This window comes from Rhizobium pisi (assembly GCF_003938655.1).
In the GTDB taxonomy this organism is placed as follows: Bacteria; Pseudomonadota; Alphaproteobacteria; order Rhizobiales; family Rhizobiaceae; genus Rhizobium; species Rhizobium pisi.
Window position 1 is genome coordinate 44414 of record NZ_RJJT01000020.1, and the last position, 12270, is coordinate 56683.

General features: G+C 59.7%; 11 protein-coding genes. 8 read left to right on the forward strand and 3 right to left on the reverse strand.

Annotated features, from left to right (window positions below; translation table 11 throughout):
• Window positions 1-60: 60 nt before the first annotated feature.
• Window positions 61-1017, reverse strand: coding sequence for an AraC family transcriptional regulator (locus EFD55_RS24675; protein WP_125848356.1), 957 nt, complete (start codon window positions 1015-1017; stop codon window positions 61-63).
• 169 nt (window positions 1018-1186) lie between these two features.
• Window positions 1187-2287 carry a heparin lyase I family protein gene (locus tag EFD55_RS24680; protein WP_125848357.1) on the reverse strand — a complete coding sequence of 367 codons (1101 nt, stop codon included), beginning with the start codon at window positions 2285-2287 and terminating at the stop codon, window positions 1187-1189.
• A 229-nt stretch (window positions 2288-2516) separates the two neighbouring features.
• On the opposite strand from EFD55_RS24680, the gene EFD55_RS24685 reads away from it, so the two are divergent.
• Window positions 2517-3488, forward strand: coding sequence for a GGDEF domain-containing protein (locus EFD55_RS24685; protein ID WP_245438540.1), 972 nt, complete (start codon window positions 2517-2519; stop codon window positions 3486-3488).
• 160 nt (window positions 3489-3648) lie between these two features.
• Here the strand turns inward: EFD55_RS24685 and EFD55_RS24690 are convergent, their stop codons facing one another.
• Window positions 3649-4287 (reverse strand): PDZ domain-containing protein, encoded by a 639-nt coding sequence (locus EFD55_RS24690; protein WP_245438541.1) that lies wholly within the window; start codon window positions 4285-4287, stop codon window positions 3649-3651.
• A gap of 392 nt (window positions 4288-4679) precedes the next feature.
• On the opposite strand from EFD55_RS24690, the gene EFD55_RS24695 reads away from it, so the two are divergent.
• The 7 genes from EFD55_RS24695 to pepT all read left to right on the forward strand — a co-directional run bounded on the left by EFD55_RS24695 (window position 4680) and on the right by pepT (window position 12265).
• The gene (locus EFD55_RS24695; RefSeq protein WP_125848361.1) at window positions 4680-5402 is read left to right on the forward strand and encodes a FadR/GntR family transcriptional regulator; all 723 of its coding nucleotides are present in this window, start codon (window positions 4680-4682) and stop codon (window positions 5400-5402) included.
• Window positions 5399-6571 carry a PLP-dependent transferase gene (locus tag EFD55_RS24700; RefSeq protein WP_125848363.1) on the forward strand — a complete coding sequence of 391 codons (1173 nt, stop codon included), beginning with the start codon at window positions 5399-5401 and terminating at the stop codon, window positions 6569-6571. Before EFD55_RS24695 ends, EFD55_RS24700 begins: the two co-directional genes overlap by 4 nt.
• Before the next feature lie 34 nt (window positions 6572-6605).
• Window positions 6606-7865 carry an ABC transporter substrate-binding protein gene (locus EFD55_RS24705; RefSeq protein WP_125848365.1) on the forward strand — a complete coding sequence of 420 codons (1260 nt, stop codon included), beginning with the start codon at window positions 6606-6608 and terminating at the stop codon, window positions 7863-7865.
• Between the two features lie 241 nt (window positions 7866-8106).
• A complete protein-coding gene (locus EFD55_RS24710; RefSeq protein WP_125848367.1) occupies window positions 8107-9042 on the forward strand; it encodes a carbohydrate ABC transporter permease in 936 nt (311 codons plus the stop codon).
• Between the two features lie 4 nt (window positions 9043-9046).
• Window positions 9047-9877 carry a carbohydrate ABC transporter permease gene (locus EFD55_RS24715; protein ID WP_125848369.1) on the forward strand — a complete coding sequence of 277 codons (831 nt, stop codon included), beginning with the start codon at window positions 9047-9049 and terminating at the stop codon, window positions 9875-9877.
• A 5-nt stretch (window positions 9878-9882) separates the two neighbouring features.
• Entirely contained in the window at window positions 9883-10941 is a 1059-nt protein-coding gene (locus tag EFD55_RS24720; RefSeq protein WP_125848371.1) for an ABC transporter ATP-binding protein, read from the forward strand.
• A 91-nt stretch (window positions 10942-11032) separates the two neighbouring features.
• The gene (gene pepT, locus EFD55_RS24725; RefSeq protein ID WP_125848373.1) at window positions 11033-12265 is read left to right on the forward strand and encodes a peptidase T; all 1233 of its coding nucleotides are present in this window, start codon (window positions 11033-11035) and stop codon (window positions 12263-12265) included.
• Window positions 12266-12270: the final 5 nt, after the last annotated feature.

Genomic DNA, 12270 nt, shown 5'->3' on the forward strand with positions numbered 1-12270 from the left:
GACGATGAAGCCATGCCGAGAGCAGCGAAAGAGCTGCTCAATCCTGCTATATAGCCCCCTTCATGAGGCAACCGCGACGTGCTCCTTGAATGACTGCACGTAGCCTGTTGGGCTGAGGCCGAATTGCCGCCGGAAATCACGTGAGAAATGGGACGTACTGGCATAGCCTGTCTCTTCCGCGGCAACGCTCACCGACAAGTCGCCTTCGAGCAGCAGGAGCCGAGCTTTTTCCAGGCGAATTCTCTTCAAGTATTGAATGGGCGAAACACCGGTAATCTCACGAAAACGATGCGCGAAATGTGATCCGCTCATCGCAACCGACTCGGCCATTGCCTGGACCGTTATTCCGGCATCGGCGTTTTCTTCGATGAAGCGGATGGCTCGCAAGACGCGTGTATGTTCGCGCGTGATGGAAGCCCGCAAGAGGCTGGCAGCATCCGAACGCAGCAGCCGGAATGCAATTTCCCGCAGATATAAGGGCACGAGCATGCGCCGCTCCAGCGGATGATCGAGACATGTGAGCAACCTGCAGAGCGGCTCGGCGAAGGTGTCTTCAACCGGACCCACGAACACCGGCGGCGGTGGTTCAAGGGCGCCGTCTCGAAGTCCGCCCAGATCGGCAAGTTCGAGCAGGGTGGGACCCAGAATGCCGGGGGAAAGTTGCAGTTTCAGTGCGATGTAAGGGGCGTCCGGACTGGCATTGACGCTTGCCTGATAATGCGTGCTTCCATGCATCAAAAGATAGTTCTTCGGATCATTGACCTTGATATGATTGCCTATCCGAACGGTCTTTTGCCCGGACACTGCGACTGCGATATTCATCATCGAGGAGTAGCTGCGGACATAGGAGATGGGCGAGTCCGACCGGAAAACCCATATGTCGGGCGATGGGGTAACGATCTGCCCCGCGCATGTGGCGAGCGTCCGCACTTGCTCCACGAGCTTGCCGAAAGAGCCGGTCTCGATTTGCACAGACTCAGGATTGGCAAAGGATGACGAGAGAATGGTTTGCTCCATTGGTTCGCTGCGACGTGAAGATCTAAATACATGCCCGGGATCGACAAGCACTTAAAAATGTCGAGCAGAGCCGAGACATCTTCGTCTCGCCTCCGTCTGTTATGCGCTCATCGTGACGCACGATGGGCTGAACGACAGCGAATTCAGGATTGAGGAAGCGCGCGTGATGTCAGCGAGCCGCGCAGATTTGACCCAGACCCGCTTGCGTCGAAGCCTGAGCGAACTCGTCGAGTTGGAAATGGAACGTGCCGGGTGTGCGTAGCCGGTAGGTTCCAAACTTGAAATACGGACCTACCAGTGGCCGGGGATCGTTCTTCTTCAGCGTGGCGCCGATATTGCCTCTGACGGACACAATCTTCTGACCATTCGCCCAGATGTCGATCTCGCCGGGACGCCGCGGTCCATACTCGTTGTCGGTGCGTCCCGGCTTGATGCGATAGACCATGTCGACCCAGTCCTTGCGTGGGTCCGGAAGCGGGCGGTTGTCTTCCGTCTCTATGTCGATTTCTGCCCTGCCGATGTATTTTCCAGGTTCCGCCACGAAGGAAAGAGCGTTGAATTGCCCTACCAGGGCGGGATCACCCAGTCCGAGCGCCTGCGACAGCTGCTGGGAGTCGGATGGTTGCGCCTCGGGGCCGAGGCTGTCCATCAGGTTCTGCTTGAAGAACTGCTGCGAAAGGTCCGGCTGCGTTTTTGTGAAGAGATCGAGGGACTGCAGCGAATTGATCGCGTTGACTGTCTGCTCGTCGCGATGGAGATTTCCGAGCAAGGCCTGAGCCGAAAGCGAGGCATCCGGGTCGCCTTCCGCCCTTGCGACCACGCGTCGGACGTTGTTGTCCTGAACGGTGATGTGGAACACTCCATTGTCAAACCGCTGAGCAATCATCGGGCTGCCGTCGCCCGGACCCTTCCACTGACCAATCACCGAACGGGCGCTTCCTGTCGATGGTATGTCGCCGGTGATCTTGAAGCTGAAACGGTACCAAACCTCGTCACCGAAAATCGGCCACGTCTTTTTGGTTGTTCTCAACTCGGCGCGCTGGCAGTCGTCTTCGCATTCGAGGCCGTTGTCGCCGTCCGTCGTGACGATGTCGATGGCGGCGCTTCCGCAGCGTCCAGGTTTCTGGAACTGGTATTGCCGCGACAGAATCTGCTGCGTCGTCCAATTTGTCGTATTCAGCCTGCCTGAATCGAAGTTGTCCTTGAGCCCTGCTGCGCAGGCGGCACCGCCGGAAAGAGCGATGACGAATGTCAGAAACGCACCTCGCATGCTGATCCCCGGTCAACGAGCCAAGGTGAATTATTATCACATGCTCGAGCGGAATGAAGTTTGGACAGAAGGCGCGCCTTCAGGTCGCCCCAAGGGTGGCGTTTCGAGACTGCGGCGGCAATGCGCCTAGCTTAGATCATGGGAAATAATGTTCTACAGAGGCGGCCGTCGTCAGGGAGAGCTTAACTTTCGTCCGCTAAGGTTCCCGTCGTCCTTTTGGTGATAACGTATGGCCGACGAAGAAATACTTCCTTCACAGGTTCTGACCTCGATATTGATGCGAATGTTCGAGTTTGCACCGATAGCGATGGCGATCTCGACCAGCGACACCGAGACATCAAGCTACCTCAAGGTAAACGATGCCTATCTCCGCCTGACGGGCCTGAAATGGGATGATATTCGCGGCAGAACGCTGACGTCAGAGGGGGCTGCCATCAGTAGCCCGGCGCGGGATCGCAGACATCGCATGCTCGAGGAGGATGGGGGCTATGTGTTGGAGGAGGTCGATATCCGGCACGCAGACGGCACAATCATTCCGACGTTGATTTCGGCGCAGCGCACAATCGTGGATGATGTCTCCTTCGATGTTGAAGTTATTCTCGACGTCTCCGCGCGTGTTCGACACCAGCATGAAATCGAACTTGCGCTGCGCGCGTCGGCACGAACCGATGCGCTGTCGGGACTTCCCAACAGGGCCTGTTTTGACGAAGTGCTCGCCCAGCATGTGGAGCGGATGCATGAGAGCGAAAAGCTCCTGGTACTGGCATTTGTCGATTTCAACGGGTTCAAGGCCGTCAACGACACGATGGGACACGCTGCCGGCGATGAAGTGCTGAGAACGATTGCCAGCCGCTTTCGCGAAAGTTTCCGAACCAATGACTTCATTGCACGCATCGGCGGTGACGAATTTGTCGTTCTGCTCGAGGTCGATCCGGCCCATTTGAGCGATGTCGAACCGACGCTCACCGACGCGATGGACCGCATTTTCAAACCGATGGCGATCGAAGGTGCCGTGGTCGAACTCGGCGCCGCAGTGGGTGTCACGATGCTGCAACCGGACGACGACGTGACCTCATTCATGAAGCGCGCCGACGGCTATATGTATCTTGCCAAGCAGACGGGCGAGCGGCTCGCCCTGGTTTGGCTTGGTCATCCCGGTATTGCTCACCCTGGCGGCCGGGTGGTCCGGAGCCGCCGCTAGGGCCTTTCCTGGTCAGAATGCTGCCATCTGACCAGGAAAGACATTGCGATTTAGCTCGCGCGGCGCGTCTGACGCGCTCGATCATTGCATCGGCCACAACGTGGTGGCCGATCCGTTGCGGCAGATGCGTTAGACGCGGTAGCGCCTTGGCAGGCTATGATTATCCGTCGGAATCGCCGTCCGAGTCATCACCGCCACCATCATCGTCACCGGCGTCGTCGCCGCCGTCATCCTCGGAACTATCGTCGCTCGCCTCGTCGCTTGTTTCCTCGTCGCTGGAAGATTCTTCCTGCGTCATTGCTTCCTCGACGGTTGTCTCTTCGCTTTCATAGGAGGACTCAATCGTCTGCGTTTCCTCGGACACATATTCGGAGTAGGAGAAAGACGTCTCCGATGTGTCGCTCTCCCAGCTCGAAACTTCCGTGACTGAGATGGCTTCGTTGTACTCCTCAAGCGTGATGACGGCGGCGACAGCCACCGGCGCACCATCCCGAAGGACGGCCAAGGCGATATCGGATTTACCCGCTTTCAGATCGCGGCTGACAGCGACGTCGACGTCGACAGCTTTGTGAACCTTATGCCCGTGAACCTCCGACAGCACATCGCCCGGCTTGATTCCCTGCTTGTCGGCGACGCCGCCCTTCTTGACCGAGAGCACCAATACGCCGTGTTCGCCCTTGGCAAGCTTGAACTTCTTTATGACCGCCTTGTTGACGGGCAACAGCAATGCATCGAGCGCCTTGGAAATCTGAGGCGAAGGAAGATCATGCGTCGGCGGCGCCGCGGCGTGCCCAGCCAAAGGCGATGCGATGTTAGCAACGATAAGTAATGCGCGTAGCGCGTTATATGAGGCCTTCAATGTTTTTCTCCACACAGTGCATGCAGGCTTTGCCTGGGTGCGAGGAATAGCAGTCTAGTTTTAATGGATCTCTAATTTATCGGAAAAAGCGAAACATGATCCTCGCATGCATGCGTGTTCTATAGGCTGCGCTACGTCATTTATGACTATGGGAGGATCTGAAGACACGATTCAGTTGTTTATACACAATTCTTAACTCCGGCCAACGTGGCGCCATTCGGAATCATTTTTCACCCTGTCGCAAACACCGCTTGACGCCTTCCCATCTTTGCTAAATGCTAAGATGTCAGACCAATTTCAAGGTCGGTTGCCTGAACAGAAAATGGGGAACCATGAAGGCAAATAGCGGCGACAGGCCGGTGATCCGGCCGCTTCCTGTCATGGACCGGGCGCGTCAGGTGACTGATGCGTTGGCGGATTATGTCGAGGAAGCCAGGTTGAAGGCGGGGGACCGCCTGCCGGCCGAGCGTGAGCTGATGGCGGCACTTGCCGTCGGCCGTTCGACCATCCGCGAAGCGATACGCCATTTCCAGGCGCTCGGCGTCATCGAGACGCGCAAGGGCAGCGGCACCTATCTGCTGAAGCCTGTTTCCAGGGCGACGATCCATATGCCGCGGTCCTTCGATGCGGTCCATTTGCGCGATGCGCTCTTACAGACGCTGGAGGTTCGCCGCGGCATCGAATGCGAGGCGGGCATGGTCGCGGCTCGGCGGCGCACAAGGAAAGACCTCGTCATCATCGAGGAAAAGCTGAACGAGATGGAGCGGGTGCACCTGGAGAAAGGCACCTCCGGGCCGGAGGATCTGGCCTTCCATCTTGCCGTCTACGACGCCACCCACAATCCGCTGTTTCGCCAGCTTCTCGAGCAGATGCGCGAGACTTTCGAGCGCTTCTGGGAGCACCCTTTCGACCGGCAGGATTTCGCCCGCCGGTCCTTTCCCTTTCATCGCACGCTTTTCAACGCGATCGCCGCAGGCGATCCGGAGGCCGCGCGCGCCGAAACATTGAAAATTCTCGACATCGTCGAGGAAGACATCAAGGAAATGTCCAAATGAGCAGCGGCGCAGAACCGTTCGATCTCGCTTCCCTGATCACGGCTCACGATGAAGGCAACTTCGCCGAGGCCGTCGTTCCGCCGATTTTCCAGACCTCGCTTTTCACTTTTTCCGATTATGACGAGATGATCGCCTGCTATCGCGGCGAGAAGCTGCGGCCGATCTATACACGCGGGCTGAACCCGACGGTGCGCGCCTTTGAGGAAATGCTGACAAAGCTCGAAGGCGCGGAGGATGCGCTGGGTTTTGCGAGTGGCATGGCGGCGATTTCGTCGGCCGTTCTGAGTTTCGTCGAGCCGGGCGACCGCATCGTCGCGGTCAAGCATGTCTATCCCGATGCCTTCCGCCTGTTCGGCACCATTCTGAAACGAATGAAGATCGAGGTGACCTATGTCGACGGGCGCGACGAGGAAGCGGTCGCGAGAGTGCTGCCTGGCGCCAAGGTCTTCTACATGGAAAGCCCGACGAGCTGGGTGATGGAGGCGCACGACGTCGGCGCGCTCGCAGCGCTCGCCAGGCGGCACGGCGTCGTCTCCATGATCGATAACAGCTGGGCGAGCCCGTTCTTCCAGCGGCCGCTGACCCTCGGCGTCGATCTCGTCATCCATTCTGCCTCGAAATATCTGGGCGGCCACAGCGATGTGGTGGCCGGCGTCGTTGCCGGCTCGAAGGAGATGATCGCGCGTATCAAGGCCGAGGCCTATCCCTATCTCGGCGGCAAGCTTTCGCCCTTCGATGCCTGGCTTCTGATCCGCGGCCTGCGCACGCTGCCGCTGCGTATGAAAGCTCACGAGGCCTCCGCCCTCGAAATCGCCCGGCGCCTGCAGAAGCTCGACGTGGTGGAGACGGTCTGCCATCCCGGCCTCGCCAACCGTCTGCCCGCTGGGTTGAACGGCACCTCGGGCCTGTTTTCGTTCATCTTCCGTGAGGGCGTCGACATCCGCGCTTTCGCCGATCACCTCAAGCTCTTCAAACTGGGTGTCAGCTGGGGTGGACATGAAAGCCTGATCGTACCGGGCGAGGTGGTGCTTCAGCAGAAGGCACAGCCGAATTCCGCGCATGCCTTCGGCATCCATGCGCGATCCGTACGCCTCCATGTCGGCCTCGAAGGAACCGAGGCGCTGTGGAGGGACATCGAGGAAGCGCTCGCCGCCGCCTCACAATCCTGAAACCAGAGAGAAACCTAACAAGGGGGAACTGAGCATGAAAAAACTAATAATCTCAACGCTCTTTGCTTCGATGATGGCGGGCACGGCCTTTGCCGATACGACGCTCAAGCTTGTCGAAGTCATCACCAGCCCGGAGCGCACCGAAACGCTAAAGTCGATCGTCGGTAAGTTCGAAGCCGCCAATCCCGGCACCAAGGTCGACATCATCTCGTTGCCCTGGAACGAGGCCTTCCAGAAGTTTGCGACTATGGTGTCCGCCGGCGACGTGCCCGATGTGATGGAAATGCCCGACACCTGGCTGTCGCTCTATGCCAATAACGGCATGCTCGAGAGCCTGGAGCCCTATCTCGAAAAGTGGGAACACACCAAGGAACTGACGCCGCGTGCGCTCGAACTCGGCCGCGATGTCAAGAACACCGCCTACATGCTGCCCTACGGCTTCTATCTCCGGGCGATGTTCTACAATAAAAAGCTGCTCTCGGAAGCCGGTGTCGCGGCACCGCCGAAGACGCTTGATGAATTCACCGCCGCGTCGGAAAAGGTTTCCAAGCTCTCCGGTAAATACGGCTACTGCATGCGCGGCGGACCGGGCGGCCTCAACGGCTGGATGATCTTCGCAGCCTCCATGGCCGGCTCGAACAAGTACTTCAACGAGGACGGCACCTCGACGATGAACAGCCCCGGCTGGGCCAAGGGCATCGAATGGATGGTCGATCTCTACAAGAAGGGCTATGCGCCGAAGGACAGCGTCAACTGGGGCTTCAACGAAGTCGTCGCCGGCTTCTATTCCGGCACCTGCGCCTTCCTCGACCAGGATCCGGATGCACTGATCGCCATCGCCGAACGCATGAACAAGGACGATTTCGGCGTCATGCCGCTGCCCAAGGGGCCGGACGGCAAGTCCTTCCCGACGATCGGCTATGGCGGCTGGTCGATGTTCACGACCAGCGGCAACAAGGATCTCTCCTGGAAGCTGATCGCCACCCTCGAAGGGCCGGAAGGCAACATCGAGTGGAACAAGCGCATCGGCGCCCTGCCGGCCTATACGGCGGCCGAGAAGGATCCCTTCTACGCCGGTGACCAGTTCAAGGGCTGGTTCGAGGAACTGGCGGATCCGAATACGGTACCGACCGTCATGCCGACCTATCTCGAGGAATTCGCCTTCTTCAAGGATTCGCTGGCGATCAAGACCTCGCAGCAGGCATTGCTCGGCGATATCTCCGCGAAGGATCTGGCCGACCAGTGGGCGGAATATCTGACCAAGGCGCAGCAGAAGTTCCTCACTAAGAAGTAAGGGGTGGGCTCCGAGTGCGGAGCCCCTCATCCGACCCTTCGGGCCACCAACCGGGGTCGAGCCACCGGTCTCGACCCGTCCTTCGGACCCCCGAGGGACAGGGAACGGAGAGGTTGCGGCATATCCCCTTCTCCCCTGCGGGGAGAAGGTGCCGGCAGGCGGATGAGGGGGGCACACCCGCTCGAATTCGCGGGTCGGCCAGGAACTCCAGTGATACACCTATGATGGAAACTGCAACCCGATGACCATTTCCGCCGATACGCTCGACATGCGTCGCGACCGCAGGCCATGGCTGCGTCGCCTTGCCGATGCTTCGGAGCCCTATCTCTACAGCGCGCCGTCCCTGATCCTGATCATCGCGGTGATGCTGGTGCCGCTGACGCTCGGCGTTTCCTACGCCTTTCGGGATATCCAACTGCTCAATCCCTTTTCCGGCGGCTTCATCGGGCTCGATCATTTCCGCGAGCTTTCCGGGGATGCGGCCTTCTACGGCGCGCTCAGGAACACCCTCTGGTGGACGGGCGCCTCCGTCGTCCTGCAGTTCGTTTTCGGGCTGACACTGGCGCTGCTGCTCGACAAGCCATTCCCGGGCCGGGCGATTGCGCAGGCGCTGGTCTTCCTGCCCTGGGCCGTACCGTCCTTCCTCGCCGGCCTCAACTGGGCCTGGCTGTTCAATCCGGTGATCGGGCCGATCCCACACTGGCTCTTCGCGCTCGGGCTGATGCATGAGCCGGGCAATATCCTTTCCGATCCCAATTATGCCATGTGGGGGCCGATCGTCGCCAATGTCTGGTGGGGCATTCCCTTTTTCGCCATCACGCTGCTGGCGGCTCTGCAGGCGATCCCGCGCGATCTTTACGAAGCTGCGTCGATCGACGGTGCCGGCTGGTTCCAGCGTTTCCGCTCGATCACCCTGCCGTTTCTGGCGCCGACGATCGCCATCACCGTGCTGCTGCGCACCGTCTGGATTTCCAATTTCGCCGATCTCATCGTCGTCATGACCAATGGCGGGCCGGCCGACCGCACGCAGATCGTCGCGAGCTACATTTTCACGACGGCCTTCAAGCGGCTCGACTTCGGTTACGCCTCGGCGATCGCGCTGGTGCTGCTCGCGCTGCTGCTTGCCTATTCGATGTTGATCATCCTGCTGCGGCAAACGCTGCTGAACAAGGATTGAGACCATGAGACGATCCGTCATGCCCACGATCGCGCACCGTCTGGCGATCCTCTGCTACATCGCCTTCGCGCTCTTCCCGCTGTTCTGGCTGCTCAAGGTCTCGGTGACGCCGAACGATCTGCTCTACACCGAAGGGGTGCGCATGTGGCCCTCGCGCACGACATGGGATCACTATGCCTTCGTGCTGCAACACAGCGCCTTTCCGACCTTCTTCAAGAACAGCCTGATCGTCTCGACCTCGACGGCAGTGACGGTGACGATCTGCGCCTCACTCTCCGGTTATGCGCTGTCGCGCTTCAATTTCCGGGCGAAATACTGGATCGTCGCGCTGATGCTGCTGACCCAGATGTTCCCGCTCGTCATGCTGGTCGCGCCGATCTTCAAGATCCTGTCGCCCTTACATCTGACGAACAGCCTGACCGGGCTCGTCATCGTCTACACCGCCTTCAACGTTCCCTTCGCCACCTTCCTGATGCAGTCCTTCTTCGACGGCATTCCGCGGGATCTCGAAGAGGCGGCGATGATCGACGGGGCGACGCAGTTTACCGCCTTCCGTCAGATCATCCTGCCGCTGACGCTGCCGGGCATCGCCGCCACGCTCGGCTTCGTCTTCACCGCCGCCTGGAGCGAGCTGCTTTTCGCGCTGATGCTGATCAACGGCAACGACGCGGCGACTTTCCCTGTCGGGCTTCTCACCTTCGTTTCGAAATTCTCCGTGGATTTCGGGCAGATGATGGCGGCGGGCGTCATGGCGCTCATTCCGGTCGGCCTCTTCTTCCTGCTCATCCAGCGTTATCTCGTCCAGGGCCTGACGGCCGGCGCGGTCAAGGGTTAAACAAAATGGCATCGATCGATATCCGGAATATCCGCAAAGCCTATGGTCACGTGCAGGTGCTGCATGGCGTCGATCTCGAAATCCAGGACGGCGAATTCGTCGTGCTCGTCGGCCCGTCCGGCTGCGGAAAATCCACGCTGCTGCGCATGATCGCCGGGCTGGAGGATGTTACATCAGGCGAGATCTGCATCGCCGGCAGCCGGGTGAACGAGCTGCATCCCAAGGATCGCGACATCGCCATGGTGTTCCAGTCCTATGCGCTCTATCCGCATATGAATGTCGCCGGCAATATGAGCTACAGCCTGAGACTTCGGAAGACGGCGAAGGAGAAGATCGCAAGCGCGGTGGCGGCCGCTGCCGGTAAGCTCGGCCTCGATCCGCTGCTCGAACGACGGCCGAAGGCGCTTTCCGGCGGCCAGCGTCAGCGCGTCGCCATGGGCCGCGCCATCGTGCGCCAGCCGAAAGCTTTTCTGTTCGACGAACCGCTTTCCAACCTCGATGCGCGCCTGCGCGAGCAGATGCGCGCTGAAATCAAGAAACTGCATGGCGACCTGAAGGCGACCTCGATCTACGTGACTCACGACCAGATCGAGGCAATGACGCTGGCGGACCGGATCGTCGCCATGCACGGCGGGGTGGTCCAGCAGGTCGGCAGCCCCCTGGAACTCTATGACCACCCCGCCAACCTCTTTGTTGCCGGTTTTATCGGCTCGCCGGGCATGAATTTCCTCGACGCCACATATGACGCCGACGGCGTGCGGCTGAAGGATGGAACGATCGTGCCACTCGCCAAGCCGCTGCCGCTTGCCGATGGCGCGAAGGTGACGCTCGGCATCCGGCCGGAGCATGTGGTGATGAGCGACAACGGGGCGGGGCTTGCCACGGATGTAGAACTCGTCGAACCCACAGGCTTCGGCATTATTGTGCACCTTGCCCTGCACGGCCTGCCCTTCAAGATCTTCACGCTAGACCGCGGCGCGCTGAAGGCAGGTCCCAAAGTCAAGGTGGCCTTCCCGGCCCAGTATCTGCATGTGTTCGATGGCGAGGGGAAGCGCGTCGATTGAACTGGATCTTCAGGCGCTGCGAGCGGAAAAAACTTTTGCCGCATCGCCCATGAGGGCTATATCCTCCGCGTGATCTTGCTGGGATGAAATTATGACCGATACTGTTCTCGACCGCTTTCTCCGTTATGTCGTGATCGACACGCAATCCGATCCATCCTCGTCGACGCAGCCGACCACCGAAAAGCAGAAGGATCTTGGACGGGTTCTGGTCGATGAACTGCTGAAGATCGGCCTTGCGGACGCCCATCTCGATGAGCACGGTTATGTCTATGCGACCATTCCGGCCAATAGCGACAAGACGGTTCCGGTCATTTGTTTCTGCTCGCATATGGATACGGCGCCCGACTTCAGCGGTACTGATGTCAAGCCGCAGCTCGTCAGGAACTATGCGGGCGGGGACATCGAGCTTGTCGGTGATCGGAGCCGGGTGATCCGCGTCAGCGAGCATCCCGAGCTGAAGAACCAGATCGGCAACGACATCGTCACGACCGATGGAACGACGTTGCTCGGCGCCGACGACAAGGCGGGACTGGCGGAGATCATGACCGCTGCCCAGATCCTCGTCGACAATCCTGATATCAGGCACGGGACGATCAAGATCCTGTTCACGCCGGACGAGGAAGTCGGGCGCGGCGTCAACAAGGTCGACCTGAAGAAACTCGGCGCCGACTTCGCCTATACGATGGATGGCGAGACTGTGGGCCATATCGAGGACGAGACCTTCTCGGCCGACGGCGTCGAGATCGGCATATCGGGCGTGGCGATCCACCCGGGCTTTGCCAAGGACCGCATGGAAAACGCCATCAAGATCGCCGGCGCGATCATCGATCGCTTGCCGAGGGATATCGCGCCCGAGACCACGGAAGGCAAACTGGGCTTCATCCATCCGGTCGGCGTGACCGGTGCGATGGAGAAGGCTTCGCTGAGTTTCATCATCCGCGATTTCACCGAAACGGGGCTCGGGGAAAAGGAGGCCATGCTCGAAGCCATCGTGCAGGAGGTGATGTCAGCCTATCCCGGCTCGAACTATCGGTTCGAGGTGAAAGAGCAGTATCGCAACATGAAGGCGGTGCTCGACCGTCACCCTGAGATCGTCGAGAATGCCATTGAAGCCGCGCGTCGGGCAGGCATGACGCCGGTGCGCGGCAGCATCCGCGGCGGCACGGACGGCTCGCGCCTTTCTTTCATGGGCTTGCCGTGCCCGAACATCTTCGCCGGCGGCCATGCCTTCCACTCGCCGCTGGAATGGGTCAGCCGCCAGGATATGGAAAAGGCCGTCCAGACGATCGTGGAACTTGCCAAGGTCTGGGAAGAGCGTGCTTAGACACT